General features: G+C 46.2%; 13 protein-coding genes. 6 read left to right on the top strand and 7 right to left on the bottom strand.

From position 1 onward, the window contains the following. Positions 1–2 precede the first annotated feature (2 nt). From ICN38_RS06350 to ICN38_RS06360, 3 genes are read left to right on the top strand one after another with little or no spacing between them, the layout of a single operon-like run. Positions 3–764, top strand: a complete 762-nt coding sequence (locus ICN38_RS06350) for a glycosyltransferase family 2 protein (protein WP_216256205.1) — start codon at positions 3–5, stop codon at positions 762–764. Beyond that, complete coding sequence (locus ICN38_RS06355; protein WP_216256206.1) at positions 761–1,540, top strand: glycosyltransferase family 2 protein; 780 nt, start codon at positions 761–763, stop codon at positions 1,538–1,540. The genes ICN38_RS06350 and ICN38_RS06355 overlap by 4 nt, the downstream gene beginning before the upstream one ends. A gap of 5 nt (positions 1,541–1,545) precedes the next feature. Then, the gene (locus tag ICN38_RS06360) at positions 1,546–2,694 is read left to right on the top strand and encodes a glycosyltransferase family 9 protein (protein ID WP_216256207.1); all 1,149 of its coding nucleotides are present in this window, start codon (positions 1,546–1,548) and stop codon (positions 2,692–2,694) included. Between the two features lie 10 nt (positions 2,695–2,704). Here the strand turns inward: ICN38_RS06360 and dnaE are convergent, their stop codons facing one another. After that, entirely contained in the window at positions 2,705–6,322 is a 3,618-nt protein-coding gene (dnaE, locus tag ICN38_RS06365; RefSeq protein WP_216256208.1) for a DNA polymerase III subunit alpha, read from the bottom strand. Positions 6,323–6,325: 3 nt separating this feature from the next. Between dnaE and gluQRS the strand changes: the two genes are divergently transcribed. After that, positions 6,326–7,276, top strand: coding sequence for a tRNA glutamyl-Q(34) synthetase GluQRS (gene gluQRS / locus ICN38_RS06370; protein WP_216256209.1), 951 nt, complete (start codon positions 6,326–6,328; stop codon positions 7,274–7,276). On the opposite strand, the gene ICN38_RS06375 is transcribed toward gluQRS, so the two are convergent. The 3 genes from ICN38_RS06375 to ICN38_RS06385 all read right to left on the bottom strand — a co-directional run bounded on the left by ICN38_RS06375 (position 7,277) and on the right by ICN38_RS06385 (position 10,426). Beyond that, entirely contained in the window at positions 7,277–8,737 is a 1,461-nt protein-coding gene (locus ICN38_RS06375; protein ID WP_216256210.1) for a DEAD/DEAH box helicase, read from the bottom strand. A 6-nt stretch (positions 8,738–8,743) separates the two neighbouring features. After that, complete coding sequence (locus ICN38_RS06380; RefSeq protein WP_216256211.1) at positions 8,744–9,151, bottom strand: heme-binding protein; 408 nt, start codon at positions 9,149–9,151, stop codon at positions 8,744–8,746. A gap of 90 nt (positions 9,152–9,241) precedes the next feature. After that, complete coding sequence (locus ICN38_RS06385; protein ID WP_216256212.1) at positions 9,242–10,426, bottom strand: alanine--glyoxylate aminotransferase family protein; 1,185 nt, start codon at positions 10,424–10,426, stop codon at positions 9,242–9,244. 175 nt (positions 10,427–10,601) lie between these two features. Between ICN38_RS06385 and ICN38_RS06390 the strand changes: the two genes are divergently transcribed. After that, positions 10,602–11,288 carry a GntR family transcriptional regulator gene (locus ICN38_RS06390; RefSeq protein ID WP_216256213.1) on the top strand — a complete coding sequence of 229 codons (687 nt, stop codon included), beginning with the start codon at positions 10,602–10,604 and terminating at the stop codon, positions 11,286–11,288. Further along, positions 11,285–14,371 (top strand): FAD-binding and (Fe-S)-binding domain-containing protein, encoded by a 3,087-nt coding sequence (locus tag ICN38_RS06395; RefSeq protein ID WP_216256214.1) that lies wholly within the window; start codon positions 11,285–11,287, stop codon positions 14,369–14,371. Before ICN38_RS06390 ends, ICN38_RS06395 begins: the two co-directional genes overlap by 4 nt. Before the next feature lie 42 nt (positions 14,372–14,413). On the opposite strand, the gene ICN38_RS06400 is transcribed toward ICN38_RS06395, so the two are convergent. The 3 genes from ICN38_RS06400 to queG are packed head-to-tail and all read right to left on the bottom strand — an operon-like array spanning position 14,414 to position 16,676. Further along, the gene (locus tag ICN38_RS06400; protein ID WP_255562730.1) at positions 14,414–14,758 is read right to left on the bottom strand and encodes an AzlD domain-containing protein; all 345 of its coding nucleotides are present in this window, start codon (positions 14,756–14,758) and stop codon (positions 14,414–14,416) included. Between the two features lie 7 nt (positions 14,759–14,765). Continuing rightward, positions 14,766–15,551, bottom strand: a complete 786-nt coding sequence (locus ICN38_RS06405) for an AzlC family ABC transporter permease (RefSeq protein WP_216256215.1) — start codon at positions 15,549–15,551, stop codon at positions 14,766–14,768. Between the two features lie 33 nt (positions 15,552–15,584). After that, positions 15,585–16,676, bottom strand: a complete 1,092-nt coding sequence (gene queG / locus ICN38_RS06410; protein WP_216256216.1) for a tRNA epoxyqueuosine(34) reductase QueG — start codon at positions 16,674–16,676, stop codon at positions 15,585–15,587.

Here is a 16,676-nt window from a genome sequence, read left to right on the forward strand (position 1 = left end):
TTATGCCCACCTTATCAGTCATACTCATCACTCGCAATGAAGAGTCCAATTTGGACGATTGCCTAGCCTCCCTGGAGGGGATTGCCCAGCAGATCGTGGTGGTCGACTCCAATAGTACTGACCGAACCCTAGAGATCGCCAATAAGCATGGCGCGCTAATGGCCTACCCAATAGATTGGCCTGGTTTTGGCCCCCAAAAGAACCGTGCTTTAGACCTTGCCACCTGCGACTGGGTCTTATCTCTAGATGCTGATGAAAGACTGACCCCAGCACTCAAATCCGAAATCTTGACCGCTATTCACCATTCTGCCCATGTGGACTGCTTTGCCATTCCACGCCTATCTTGGTATTGCGGCCGCTTCATTCGGCACTCCGGTTGGAGTCCTGATTATGTAGACCGACTTTTTAAGCGGGGTACTGCCCGCTTTTCTGATGATGTGGTGCATGAGCGACTTATTCCCCAGGGCACAGTAGCCAAACTCAAAAATCCCATGTTGCATTACAGCTTTATGAATTACGCGCAAGTGCTCGAAAAACTCAATCGCTATTCCACTGCTTCGGCTGAGCAAGCATTTGCTCAAGGTAAAACGAGCAATCCCCTAAAGGCAGTCCTACATGGAATATGGGCTTTTGTGCGTACTTATATTCTGCGAGCAGGTTTTCTAGATGGCCCTCAAGGATTTGCTTTAGCTATTTCTAATGGTCAAGGCACCTACTATCGCTATATGAAATTATGGCAACTCCATCAGGATGCCGGTAAATGATTTCGATTTTGTTGGCCACGTATAACTGGCCACAAGCGCTCAAACTCTGTCTAGAGTCCCTTGCCACACAAACCGATACCCATTTTGAAATCATCATTGCTGATGATGGATCTACTCAAGAGACCAAGCAACTCATCGAGACTATTAAACACGGGCATCCAATTACGATCAATCACCTTTGGCAAGAAGATCAAGGTTTTCGTAAAACGCTGATTTTGAATCAAGCAATTGATGCAGCACATGGTGACTACCTGATATTTTTAGATGGTGACTGTATTGTTCAGCCTGACTTTGTGGCACGCCACCGTGCTCTAGCCCAAAAAGGTTATCTTGTCACAGGCAGTCGGGTTATCTTAGATCAAAGCCTCACTACTCAATTACTCTCCTGGCCAAGTTGGGACTTCAAACGCTTTACAGAAAAATTACTGACTTATCGATTAAGTGGCGGCATCAATAAATACTGGCCATTAAAAATCAAACTGGGAGATGGGTCATGGCGTGACTATCAAAAATTTGTCTGGCGCCGTATTAAAGGTTGCAACATGGCTTGCTGGAAAGCGGATGCGAAAGCCATCAATGGTTTTGATGAGACTATGACTGGCTGGGGTCATGAAGATGCCGATTTCGTATTTCGTCTGCAACGCCATCACATTAAACGTAAATCAGGCTCATGGTCTACTGAAGTCTTACACCTCTTTCACGAAATTCATGATCAGACAAATGCCGCTGAAAATGCACGCCGAGTCCGTGCCATGATTCAAGCAAAGGCAATGTAAACGTCATGACGATTCTCTCTTCCCTAAAGCCAAAAAAAGTATTATTCATTGCCACCCGGCAAATTGGGGATGTTCTTGTCACTACCCCATTGATTAGTAAAGCTCGCGAACTCTGGCCCGATGCGCAATTTCACTTTTTAGGCTATCGCGGTAAATTAGATATGCTCAAAGGCAATCCTGATATTAGTGAGATCATTGAAACCTCCGATCGACCAGACTTTGCACAATACCTCTCCCTCTTTAATCGCCTTTTTCAGCGATATGACTTAGCCATCGTCACACAGCCCAGTGATCGTGCATACCTTTATGGTTTAGTATCCGCATTCAGACGTGTGGGTGTCTTAGGCGGACATCCACAAGGCAAGGATAGCGGCAATACCAAAATTGAAAAGCAAAACGCCTGGAAGAAGTTCATTTCAATGCACAACGTGACAGTAGACTATTTTTCACAGCATGTGATTGCAGAAAAACTGCGCCTGCTCGAAGTGTTCTATCAAAATCCTAGTGACTTATTTAAAGAGGCTATCTCTGTCACGCCCCCTGAAGGCGAACCCCTTACACCCCTCATTGCTGGCCACCTTAATCAGCCATATGCCGTCCTGCACCCAGGGCCTTTAACTGCCTACAAGCGCTGGCCTCTGGCTTATTGGCAGCAACTGATTGAGTGGCTTGTTCAACAAGGTCTTCAGGTTATCTTGAGCGCATCACCTGCCAAACAAGATCTACAACTCAATCGCGATATTCTGTCGCTATTACATGAGCAGACTCGCAATAGTGTGATTGATACCGCTGGTCAGTTATCGATTCCCCAGGCAGGGACTCTATTACGCGGTGCAAAAATCTATATTGGGATTGATACCTCAATCACCCACTTAGCCGCTGCTTGTAATATTCCCACCATCGCCTTATTTGGAGCAACTCCTCCAAGCAATTTTGGCCCTTGGCCTAATGGCTTTATTGGAGAGCAGCCTTATCAATTGCGTGCCCGCTCTCAAACTGTTGGCAATGTCACTATCCTTCAAGGTCCTGGAGAATGCGTTCCCTGCCGCAAAGCAGGCTGCGAAGATCGCGCTGATAGCAATAGTGAGTGCTTAGACTTGCTAGAGCCTAGCCAGGTAATTACTGCAGTTGAGTTGGCCCTAAAAAAACAATAGTACTTTCGCTTTACAGGTATTGAACCTGTACTGGGTTGCTTTGCTTAGACGCCAAGAGCTGATTCAGACTATGCAAACACGCATCATCTGGGTAGATCCGCAATTCTTCTGGGAACTGCATTAAACACGCGCCTCCGCTTGTAGTGACTGCGGCAGTGAGCATTAAACCTTTAACAGAATCATTCGATCCTGGAATGGCGGCAGCTGCAGGGCCTAACTTAGGATCCCGTACACGATTAGCCATTAGGTAAGGTCCGATTTGAGATCTGAGTATTTTCAAATCTATTGCCGTATCAATACAAACGTGGAGATTGCGTGCAAAACGCATCCTAGCCCCAGTGATATCCATTACCCCCTCAGACACAATACGCATTCCACCTGAGAATTTATCCGGAGTGACATTGACCTTGGCAACCAATAACTCATCCTCTTTCAACCAAGAGCGATTAGGTTCATATACTTCGCTATAGAGCGTAACTTCCAGCGCTGCTGTACCATCATCGATCGTCGCAATCATCATGCGGCCGCGTTGACCTGTAAGCATTCGCGCTGAAGTAATAATGCCAGCAATCAATTGATCCTTGCCCTCAGTAATCTTAGATAAGGGCTGACGAATAAAGTGCGCAGTTTCATCGCGATAAGCGTCAAACATATGTCCTGTTAGACAAAGACCGAGAGCTGTTTTTTCTTCTTGCAGGCGTTTTTTCTCAGACCAGATTGGCTCACGAACCAACTCAGGAAGATGGCGATTGTCTTCACCAGCAACATCAAAGAGACTCACTTGATGAATCGATGCTTCTGCCTGCTCAGCTGCTTCAATGGCCCTTGCTAAGGAAGCTAAGAGCGTAGAGCGAATGTCATAGAGATTGCCACCAGCAGGAATACTATCGCGATAGAGACTATCAAATGCCCCCGCACGCATCAAGGCTTCAATCGCACGACGATTGACTTGGCGGCGATCTACCCGCGCACAAAAATCAAATAAATCCTTAAAGGGTCCACCCGCCTCACGCGCCTTAACAATGGACTCAATCGCTGCCTCACCAGTCCCCCTTACCGCACCCAATCCATAACGGATATGACTAATCGGTGAATCAGGTGCAGCATCGGGAGCGCGCAAAGGCGTGAACGCATAAACCCCCGTATTAATATCTGGTGAAAAAACCCGAATCTGGTTCGCCAAGCAATCGTCATACAGAATCTTCACCTTATCGGTGTCATCCATCGCGAGTGATAAGTTGGCTGCCATAAATTCAGCAGGGTAATAGGCTTTGAGCCAAGCGGTTTGATAAGCTAATAATGCGTAAGCTGCTGCATGGGATTTATTAAATCCATACCCAGCAAAACGTTCCATTAAGTCATAGATCTCGTTTGCCTTGAATTCTGAAATTCCACCTACTTTTGCACCATCGCTAAAAATCTTGCGATGCTGTGCCATTTCTTCTGGTTTCTTTTTACCCATCGCCCGGCGCAACATATCCGCGCCACCCAGTGAGTAGCCGCCGATCATCTGCGCCATCTGCATCACCTGCTCTTGATACACCATGATGCCGTAGGTTTCTCGCAAAACAGGCTCAATACGGGGATCTGGATATTCCACCTTTTGACGACCATGCTTACGTTCAATAAAGTCCGGAATCAAATCCATTGGACCCGGACGGTACAGGGCTACCAACGCAATAATGTCTTCAAAGCGGTCAGGCTTTGCTTCTCGGAGCATGCTTTGCATGCCGCGACTTTCTAACTGGAAAACTGCAACCGTATTTGCTCTCTTTAAAAGATCAAAGGCTTTTTCATCATCGAGCAAGAGGTCGCTAATACTCCAATCTTTTCGCTCGGCATGTAAGGATTTAATCCAGCGCTCAGCAGCAGCCAAAATAGTGAGTGTCGTTAAGCCTAAGAAGTCAAACTTCACTAAACCAATCGCCTCTACATCATCCTTGTCAAACTGACTGATGACTGAACTACTGTCCTGCTCTTTTGTTTCTTGCGTATAAAGCGGACAAAAATCGGTCAGACGTCCTGGCGCAATTAAAACGCCACCAGCATGCATGCCGACATTTCGGGTCATCCCCTCCAACTGTTGTGCCAGAGAGAGTAATTGACGAACCTCATCTTCATTTTTTTCGCGTTCTGCTAATTGCTTCTCTTCCTTCTTGGCCATATCAATAGTCATATATTGACCTGGCTTATTAGGGATAAGTTTGGCGATACCATCAACAAAGTTATAACCCTGCTCTAAAACACGCCCCACGTCACGAATTGCCGCCCTAGCTGCCATAGTTCCAAAGGTAGCGATCTGACTAACGGCATCTTTACCGTATTTATCTTTTACATACTGAATGACGCGGTCACGACCATGCTGGCAAAAGTCGATATCGAAGTCGGGCATCGATACCCGCTCAGGGTTTAAGAAACGCTCAAAGAGTAAGTTGTAGCGTAATGGATCAAGGTCTGTAATACCCAAGGAGTAAGCCACCAGAGAACCTGCGCCAGATCCACGGCCTGGCCCAACAGGTACACCATTATTTTTGGCCCAATTAATAAAGTCAGCAACAATCAGGAAGTAGCCAGGAAAGCCCATTTGAGAAATAGTCTTTACTTCAAATACTAAGCGATCGTGATAACGTTTCTGCTCTTGAGCACGCTCCTGCGCATCAGGAAAGTTACGCTCCATATGTCGCTCAAGTCCCGACTCAGAGAGTGCCATCAAGTACTCATCTAAGGTGACACCTTGTGGTGTCGGAAAATCAGGTAAGCGGGGTTGACCGAGCACTAAAGATAGATTACAGCGTTTAGCAATTTCAACTGAATTGGCTAAAGCAACGGGCAAATCAGCAAACCGTTTTTCCATCTCTGCTTGAGATAAAAAATATTGCTCATCATTAAATTTTTTCTGACGACGTGGGTTGCCGAGTAACTCACCTTCAGCAATGCACACACGAGCCTCGTGCGCAGTAAAGTCACTCTTTTGCATAAATTGCACAGGATGGGTTGCGACTACCGGCAAATCCAACTCGTTAGCTAAATGGCATGCCTTCTGCAAATGCTTTTCATCCTGAGGATGTCCACCGCGTTGCACCTCAATATAGAAGGATTTGGGAAAGAGTTTTTCAAGTCGTATTGCAGCTTGCTTGGCTTGGTCTTCTTGGCCACCCAACAATGCAAGACCGACTTCTCCATTGCGCCCTGCCGAGAGTGCAATCAAACCAAATGCGAGAGTGCGTTTAGCAGCCTTATCTTCTGCTTTGGCAGCGGGCTCACTAAACCAATCCATATTGACTTCTGCACGGCCACGAGTTTGATTATCTAAAGAGGCTCTACTCAGTAACTGACAAAGATTGAGATATCCAGAATGGTTTTGCACCAACAACAATAGACGATAGGGCTGATCAGGATCCTGAGGATTGCTCACCCAGACATCTGCGCCAGCAATAGGCTTGATGCCACCAGCACGGGCGGCAGTATAAAAGCGAATGAGGCCAAATAAGTTACTTAAATCGGTTAGGGCAAGCGCGCCCATGTCATCTTTGACCGCTGCAGCTACAGCATCGTCAATGCGAACGACTCCATCCGTAATTGAAAACTCGGAATGGAGGCGAAGATGTACAAAACGGGGTAAAGCCATGAGATGATTTTAGCTGTGTCCAAGTTGAAAAACCCTTCCTCCCAACCAGTCGGCTATCGCGGGCGGTTTGCCCCTTCCCCGACTGGCCCACTCCATGCTGGATCCCTAGTTGCCGCCCTAGGAAGCTGGTTGGATGCCCAAAAAAATGGCGGTAAATGGCTACTTAGAATCGAGGATTTAGACGTCCCGCGCACTATTCCAGGGGCTGCTCAGCAAATACAGTCACAGCTAGTAGCTTGTGGATTGTCATGGGATGAGGAGCTCACTTGGCAATCTAAACGGCAGGAAGGCTATCAAGCTGCTTTAGAGCGCTTAAATACACTCCAATTAATCTACCCCTGCACCTGCTCTCGCCAAATGATTGCGAACACCTTGGCGGAACGAGGTATTCAAACTCCTCGAAATCAAGAAATGGTCTATCCAGGCACCTGTCGACCAGAACAATTAAAAACCTATAGCAAAGAAGAACTCAACAGCACTAAAGCTGCCTGGAGAATCGCCCTTCCCAAAAATTGTGAAATCGTCTTTGAGGATCTGGCTCTAGGTAAGCAATCTGAAAACCTCAATCCAGAAGTTGGAGATTTTGTTCTCAAGCGTAACGATGGATTATTTACCTATCAACTAGCAGTGGTAGTGGATGATGCCCTTCAAGGTATTACCCATATCGTGAGAGGGGAAGATTTACTCAGTAATACTGGTAGACAAATATATCTACAACATGTTTTGGGAATGAATACCCCTCAATACCGACATCTTCCATTGGTACTAGATGAACATGGCGAGAAATTAAGTAAGCAAACTTTAGCGACCCCAATTCAGACGGAGACGTCTAAAGATGCCCTTACAGAATTACGCAAAGCGGCAAAACATTTGGGATTAAGAGATCTGCCAAATAGCGAGAACATCACGATTGCCCAGTGGCTGCATGCGGCCACTCTAGCCTGGGGAAAGTAATTACTTTTTCTTAAAGCCGCCGAGTAAGGCACCTACAGTAGGCTTAGCAGGAACGATCCCTACTTTTTTAACCTCAGTGGCAGATGAAGTGCTGGAGTTCGCATCTAGGTCTTTTGCAGTACCCGGCTCATAAGGCATATAGAAAAATGGATCTGACATTTTTGCTGGAGCAGATGAAGTCGATGGGTTTCTAGCTGATGAAGCACTACCAGAGCTTCCAGAGCTTACGCCGCTTCCTTCAGGCAAAGGCTTCACATCTAACTTACGCTTCATGAGCCTTTCAATATCATCGAGCAAACGCTTTTCACTAGCATCTACTAAGGCAATCGCATCACCCTTACTGCCAGCGCGACCAGTTCTACCGATGCGGTGAATAAAGTCTTCGGCGTTGTAAGGTAACTCATGATTAATCACGCAAGGCATATCAGGGATATCCAGACCGCGGGCCGCCACATCAGTTGCTACTAAGACCTCAATTGCGCCTGATTTAAAGGCATCTAAAGTAAGGGTACGTTCACCTTGACTCTTATCGCCATGAATAGCTCCAGCCTTAATGCCATCACGCTCTAAGGCGCGGGCTAACTTGGCACAACCCAAACGGCTATTGGTGAAGATGATGCATTGACGCGATAAACCCTGACGGGTACGAGCCTCAAGCACTTTCACAATAGCGCGCTGCTTATCACTGGATGACACCATGTGAATCACTTGTGAAACTGTATCTGCTGCCGCATTTTGGCGTGCTACTTCTACCGTTACGGGCGTACGTAAATAACTTTGCGCAAGCTTTTTAATCTCTGGCGAGAAGGTCGCAGAAAACAAGAGTGTTTGTCTTTGCGCTGGAATCAAATTAATAATACGTTGTAAATCCGGCAAGAAACCCATATCGAGCATGCGATCAGCTTCATCTAGCACGAGTAACTCTACTTGCGATAAATTCGCGACTTTAGAGCCAATGTGATCTAACAAGCGGCCAGGGGTCGCAATCAAAATCTCGACACCATTGCGTAGCAAGGCAACTTGCTCTTTCATATCCACACCGCCATAGACAACGGCTGTACGCAAGTCTGTGTGCTTGGAATAACTAGCAGCATTCTCAGCTACCTGGACAGCCAGCTCTCGCGTTGGCGTTAAAACCAAGGCACGAATTGGATGACGCGCAGGTGAAGCGCTATTACTAGCGTGACGCAAAATCTTTTGAATGATGGGCAATACAAAGGCTGCCGTCTTACCAGTACCTGTTTGAGCTGCGCCCATCAAGTCGCTACCAAGCAATACATGCGGAATTGCTTGCGCCTGAATCGGCGTAGGAATGGTGTAACCCTGTTCAGAGACTGCTTTTTGAATCTTAGGATCTAAACCAAAGTCAGCAAAGGTAATGGTTGCCGCAGAAGTTTCTGTAGGACTAGCGGATTCGCTAAGCCCTGTAGAGGGGGTTATTTCAGTATCAGTATTTATCAAGGTAACTTACAGAATGGCTGCAATGCCGGCCTTAGCAGTGGCAGCATCCTCAGCCGATTTAACGCCGGAAACGCCGACTGCGCCGATGGTATGACCATCTACCACGATATTGACGCCACCTTCTAACATGCCTGAAACGTGAGGGGCAGATAAAAAAGCATGGCGACCGTTATTAATAATTTCTTCATAAACACGAGTCTCGCGTGTACCCATCGCAGCAGTACGTGCTTTTTCTTGAGCGATATAAGCAGATAAGGGAGCGCAACCATCGCGACGAATCATACCGAGCATATGACCGCCTTCATCACAAACAGCAATCGTTACTGCCCAGTTATTTGCAGCAGCATGTTTATCAGCTGCATCCAAAATCTTTTGTGTATCAGCTTGAGTCAAATAATGTTTAGTAGCTAACATGGGTAATCTTTCTGTCTCGAATATAGTTTGGTAAAAGCAATAAAAGTGCCTGAATTATAAGGGGTATAGCGGTGCTAGCCTTACCAGCGCTTACTTTAAGAAGTCCTGAGCGGCTACAACACCACTTTCCTTGGGTTTATAGCCCATCGCGCCTAAGCTCATTTCCGCCCCGCTAAGTGCCGCCATCAGACTGAGCTCATTACAGTCACCTAAATGACCGATACGGAAAATCCTACCTTTCAACTTGCCCAGTCCAGTTCCTAATGAAAGGTTGAACTTTTCTAAAGCATGTTTGCGCACGAGATCAGCATCCATTCCCTCGGGCACTACGGCAGCAGTTAATACCGGTGAATACGCACTGGAATCTTCACATTGGTTTTCAAGACCCCAGGCTGCCACCGCACGACGACATGCCTGCGCCAAACGTTGATGACGCGCAAAAATCGTATCCAAACCTTCGGCCATCATCATATCCATCGCCTCATGCAAACCGTACATTAAATTGGTACTCGGTGTGGTTGGCCAATAGCCATTTTTGTTGGACTCTAAGATTTCATCCCAGGCTAAATACGCTTTCGGAAACTTGCTGTGCTTACTTACTTCAATCGCTTTCGGTGAGAGTGCGTTAAAGCCAATTCCTGGTGGCAACATCAAACCTTTTTGCGATCCAGCAACAGTGACATCAACACCCCACTCATCATGGCGATAGTCTGCTGAACCCAAGCCAGACACGCTATCAACAATCAGCAATGCGGGATGTTTAGCAGCATCAATGGCTTTGCGAACTGCCAAGATATCAGATGTCATGCCAGTTGAAGTCTCGTTATGAACAACACAAACCGCTTTGATTTCGTGTTGAGTATCTTTGCGCAAACGCTCTTCAATCACGGAAGCATCAACACCCCAACGCCAGGTATCTTTACCAGGCTTCCCAATCACCTCAGCCTGCAAACCAATTTTGGCTGCAAGCGCTTTCCATAAGTAAGCGAACTGACCAGTCTCGTAAAAAAGGACCTTATCGCCAGGATTTACAACGTTCACTAAAGCACCTTCCCATGAACCAGTTCCCGAAGCGGAATAAATGATGACGGGATGTTCGGTCTTAAAAATCTTTTTGATACCTTCAAGTACCTTCAAACCAAATGCACCAAACTCAGGACCGCGGTGGTCGATAGTCTGATAGCTAATGGCACGCAAAACGCGTGGGGGCACCGGGCTTGGCCCTGGAATATGTAAAAAGTGACGGCCTGACGCGTGGTTATCTAGTTTCAGCATGCTTTGTCTCACTGAGTTTTAGGGTTAATAGTGGCATTAGTGTACGGTAATTTTTCCCAATTTACCATTTTGTATGCAAAAAATATGTCTAATAAACCTAAAATAAGCTTAAATAAGGGTTTATTTATCATTTGTGATGGCTTATTATTATTTTGTATACAAATTAAGGCAAGATATGGCGTTGATAGAACAAACGGGTTCACAAAATTTGCATGAGGCCACTTTTCAAGCCTTGCGCTCATTATTGGTCGAAGGCAAGATTGCACCCGGTAGCAAACTCAATGAGCGGGAGTTGGCCGAGAGACTCAATGTTTCTCGTACTCCTATTCGGGAAGCGATTCGCAGATTAGCAGCTGATGGTTTAGTAGAGCTCATTGCTAATCGTGGTGCGATTGCGATTCAACTCAGCCTTGCAGATGTCATACATACCTTTGATGTGATTGCCGAGTTAGAGGGCTACTCTGGAGAGTTAGCCGCTAAAAATATTAACGAGAGTACCCTCTCGGAATTAGAAGCCCTTCAGTATGAAATGATGGCCTCTTATGCCAGAAGAGATTTATCGAGCTACTACAAACTCAATCTCGGAATTCATCATCTCATTAATCAGGCTGCTAATAATCCAGTACTGACTAAAGTCTTTTCACAAGTTAATGCGCGAATCGAAGCCTTACGCTTTCGCTCTAATCAAGATGGCGTCAAGTGGGAAAAGGCTGTTGAAGAACATCAAGAAATGCTAGATGCCCTTAAGGCAAGAGATAGCGCTCGGATGCGCAAGGTCATGATCTCGCATGTCACCAATAAACGGGATGTTGTAATACAGCTCCTGAAATCCGAAGAGATGGCACAGGTCTGCAAATCATGAATAAGCCCATGGATATCAAAGAAGTCATGATGGATCAAAGCTTGCTGGCTAAGCGTCTCAAACAAGAGACCTCTGGTGAAGTCATGACAGATATTGCCAGTCGCGGTAGATATGCAACCGATGCTTCCATTTATCAAGCGATGCCCGTTGCCGTATTGGTGCCAAAGACCGCAGAAGATATTGCTACAGCAATTGAGATTGCAGCTGATCTCAAAGTACCCGTATTACCTAGAGGAGGCGGCACTAGTCAATGTGGTCAGACTACTGGCACTGCACTAGTCATTGATAACAGCAAATACTTCAGAAATGTTCTCGATCTCAATATTGATCAAGGCTATGTTGAAGTAGAGCCTGGCATGGTTCTCGATCATCTCAACGCTCAATTAAAACAATATGGCCTTTGGTATCCAGTAGATGTTTCTACTGGAGGGCAAGCCACAATTGGTGGCATGGCAGGCAACAACTCATGCGGAAGTCGCTCTATTGCTTACGGCAATATGGTGCATAACGTCTTAGGTATTGATGCTTGGCTAGCCAATGGGCAAATTGGACAATTTTCAGACTACGCCAATAGTTCTGGTGTTGCTAAACAACTGGGTGACTTTGTCAAAGGCTTGGCAAACACGCTTCAACCCGAGATTGAAGCTCGCTTTCCGAAAGTACTCAGACGGGTGGCGGGATATAACCTGGACATCTTTCATCCTCAAAGTGAATTGCCCTACACCCAAGATGGCAGTGTCAATCTTTCGCATCTATTGGTTGGCAGTGAAGGTACGCTCGCCTACTTTAAGTCTCTCAAGCTCAAACTCTCTCCGCTAGCAGGACATAAAGTGCTTGGCATTGTGAACTTTGCCAGCTTTTATAAAGCGATGGATAGTGCTCAACATATTGTCAAGCTCGGCCCTACCGCTGTGGAATTGGTCGATCGCACCATGATTGATTTGGCACGTAGTAATCCCAGTTTTCAGAAAACCATTGAAACAGCTTTGATTGATCCGCGAGCAAAAACTCCCGAAGCCATTCTGTTAGTGGAGTTCTCAGGTGAGTCACACGCTCCGCTCCTAGAAAAGCTCAAAGCACTTGAAGAGCTTATGGGTGATTTAGGTTTAGCAGGCACTCTAGTACCTATGCCAGATGCCAGCTTGCAAAAGAATTTATGGGAAGTACGTAAGGCTGGCCTCAATATCATGATGAGCCTCAAAGGTGACGGCAAACCAGTGAGCTTTATTGAAGACTGTGCAGTTCCACTAGAGAGTTTGGCTGACTATACCCAAGCATTGACAGATGTCTTCTCTAAATACGGATCGCGTGGAACTTGGTATGCCCATGCTTCTGTTGGCACTCTGCACGTTCGCCCTATTTTGGATATGCGTAGAGACGGCGCGCAAAAGATGCGAGCAGTAGCGCAAGAGGCTTCTGAGTTGGTACGTAAATACAAAGGGGCATACAGTGGCGAGCATGGAGATGGTCTATGTCGCGGCGAATGGATCTCCTGGCAATTTGGGCCCAAGATTACCGAAGCCCTTGCAGAAATCAAAAACGCCTTTGATCCAAAAGGATTATTTAATCCAGGCAAGATCATCAATCCACCCAAGATGGATGATGTCAGCAACTTTAGATATCCACCAAGCTATAAAGTGATCCCGCTACAACCAGCACTGGATTGGTCGGCCTGGAATGTTCAAAATGATCCAATAACAGAGCAAACGACTGCCCCAGGTACAGGCGGTGATCCTGCCATGGGTTTAGCTAAAGCTGTGGAGATGTGCAATAACAATGGCCACTGTCGTAAGTTTGATGCAGAAGTGATGTGTCCCAGCTATCGTGTTACTCGAGATGAAAAACATCTCACCCGCGGTAGAGCCAATACATTGCGACTCGCAATTTCGAATCAATTAAATATTAAAGATGGAAGCTCGCCTCTAGCGAGTGATGCCATTAAAGAAGTAATGGAGCTTTGCGTCAGTTGTAAAGCCTGTCGCCGAGAGTGTCCAACTGGCGTAGATATGGCCAAGATGAAAATTGAGTTTTTATCCGCTTATAAAAAGCGGATGGGGCATACATTACGCGATTTAGCAGTAGCTTATCTGCCTAAATATGCAGGCATGATTAGTAATACCCCATTGCTGCCAACCATTCTGAATCTACGCAATCACATCGCGCCCATTGCCAAGCTACAAGAGTGGGTCATGGGAATATCTGCCCAAAGAAGTTTACCGATCTGGAAGAGTAAGACTTTTTGGAATAGAGGAAAGTCCATTAATGCTCATCAATTTACGCCAGAGCAACTGAGCACTGACTCAAAAAAGGGCGTGGTCTTACTGGCTGATACCTTTAATGCCTACTTTGAAGATGAGAACCTGCAAGCAGCATTACAAGTACTCAAAGCCGCTGGGTATCAAGTACATATTCCACACAAGAGTCAGAGTAAAGAAAAAAATCAGACTAATCAAACCAAGCAATCTAAAAATACTTGCTCTAAAGAGTTTTGCTGCGGTAGAACCTATTTAGCCGCAGGCATGGTGGATAAAGCGAAAGAAACTTTAGGCGAGCTCCTGGATCATCTCGTACCCTATGCAGATAAACAGATTCCCATCATTGGACTGGAGCCCTCATGTCTATTTACTTTGAAAGATGAGGCACTAGTCATGGGCTTTGGCGAGCGTGCTATCAGCGTGAGCAAGCAAGCCCAACTCTTAGAAGAATTCTTGGCTAAAGAAGTAAGAGAAGGAAAACTTACCCTCAATCTCAAATCAGCAGACAAAGCCGTCTTGTTTCATGGGCACTGCCATCAAAAAGCATTTGCAGCAGTGACCCCCGCCATGGAATTACTCAAACTTATTCCGAATGCGCAAGCAAAACTGATTGAATCTTCATGCTGCGGAATGGCTGGTAGCTTTGGCTATGAAGCGGAACACATTGGAGTATCGAAACAAATGGCAGAGGCCAATCTATTGCCAGCGATTCGTAAAGCGCCTGATAGTTGGGTAGTAGCCGATGGTACGAGCTGTCGTCATCAAATTGCAGATGGCACTCAAAGAGAGGCAGTCCATATCGCCAGAATCTTAGCCGCACATCTCTAGATAAAGCAGGGCTACTAAGATCACTGAGGCCACTGAGATTGCTTATTGGATAAAGCCGACAGCCATCATTAATAGCGTTCCCGTCAATAGTGCTGGGATCAAACGCTTGGTAGGTTTAGACACCATCACCCCGATACTAAGTACGCAAATCAAAATCCGGGCCCATGTGGGAACGTTATTCATCAAACCAATTGGAAATAAGATGAGGCGAACTGTCAAAGTCGCTACCATTGCATAAGTAATTGCCGTTAACCAACGAAAGATTTCACTATCTTGGTTAATGCGTCCTGAGAGCATGACACCAATCGCGCGACACACATAAGTCCCAACACACGCACCAGCAAGGGCCACCCACAAACCCCAGCCTTGAAGAGAAGTATTCATCATCTACGCATCATCCGATGAGCCCTGCTCTCTTGCGAAGCCACTTACGATCAATGTAATACGCAACAGTCCCAGCTATAAGGCCTGTAGTTAATAGACTGGTATCACGATCAAGAATGGTAAATATTGGCGCTAGAAGGCATCCTAAACAAATAGCAATACGATTAATCCATGGCTTCACTTCGGTAAAGGTAAGTAAGAAAAAAAGTGGGTTAATGAAGACGAGGCCAAGAGTGATTGGCGTTGGTACTAAACCTGCTAAAAAATATCCCAAGATGGTGCCGGGAACTGAGAGTAGCCAACACAATAAACCCAAGCCTACAAAATAACTTAAGCGATGTTTAGCTTCAATGGATGAAAACTCTTTCATTGAAACAGCCCAGGCTGTCATGGCTAGTAAATGCACTGAGGCATAAAGATGACGATTACGATCTTTATCATGGAGCTGTGGAAAGAGTGTCACTGTCATAGTGACAAAGCGAGTAGAGGTCAAGGTCACAGCCAGTGCAATTGCTAACACAGAAGAGCCAGTGACTACCATCTCCAGCAGCACCACCTGACCTGGCAACGCAAACATGAAAATACTACTGAAAGTAGTAAACCAGCCATCAAGGCCTGCACTGCGGCCCATTGCTCCAAACCCCACCATGCCTGCAAAGAGCACCATTGCAGGAGCGCCAGCAGCATCTCGCATACCAGACCAAAAGGCATCACTACGACTTTTAAAACGTTCGGCTGCCGAACCCTCTAGAGGGATTTCACTTGGGTCGATATAAGGTTGATCGGCTGATGACATTCAAGGATTGTAAAAGCATAGGCCAAAGCCTGCTTAAGAAAGTGCCCACTCGATATGCTCTGCAACCAAAGGCTCGACAGATGGCAAAGCATCGCTTAATGCTTTACGAATTAATTCTTTCTCAGAAAATGAAAGATCCGGGCTAGCCAGTGCATTGCCCATAGCCACAGCTAAGTTACGGCGCCATCGCAGATACCCAATGCGGCGAATGGCACTGCCCTCATGGCGCTTATTGAACTCTGCCTCTGTCCATGACCACAAATGCAGCAAGCTAGCTTGGCCTAAACCATGGCGCTCAGCAAAATCCGATAACTCAGTACGTTTAGCAAATTTATTCCAGGGACAAATTAACTGGCAATCATCACATCCATAAATGCGATTACCCATCGCCCGCCTAAACTCCAGAGGAATTTCTCCAGGATTTTCGATTGTGAGATAAGAAATGCAGCGGCGTGCATCTAATTGATACGGTGCAGTGATCGCTTGTGTAGGACACACTGTCATACAGGCATTGCAAGTTCCGCAGTGATCTTCTTGTTCTTCATCTAAGGGTAATGGCATATCTACCAAGATCTCACCTAAGAAAAACATCGAGCCGTAATTTCGGTTCAGCAAGAGTGTATGTTTACCACGCCAACCTAAACCTGCTTTGCGTGCCAACTCTACTTCCATCAAGGGTGCAGAATCAGTAAAGACACGATAACCAAAGGCGCCTATTTTGGCTTCAACCATCTGGGTTAATTCTTGTAAGCGATTGCGTAAGACCTTGTGATAGTCACGACCACGCGCATAAATAGAAACTACTGCCTGAGTAGGATCTTGTAAACGCTGCCATTCTCGATCAAAGTCGCCTTCTGGAAGAAGGTAGCTCATGGATACGCAGATGACTCGAACAGTGCCCGGCACTAATAGCTGGGGATCTGAACGTAACTCAGCATGACGCTCCATATATTCCATAGCACCATGACGGCCATCTGCCAGCCATTGCTTCAAACGTTCACTTGCAGAGCCTAAGTAAGTGTCGGTAACGCGTAATTGATCAAAGCCCAGTTTTGCAGCCTCTTCCCCCAACCAATTACGCAGATTGGATTCGTCTAATGTGGAGGAAGAATTACTAAAAGTCAT

Origin of the sequence: Polynucleobacter sp. AP-Melu-500A-A1 (genome assembly GCF_018882125.1) — a bacterium.
Classification (GTDB): domain Bacteria; phylum Pseudomonadota; class Gammaproteobacteria; order Burkholderiales; family Burkholderiaceae; genus Polynucleobacter.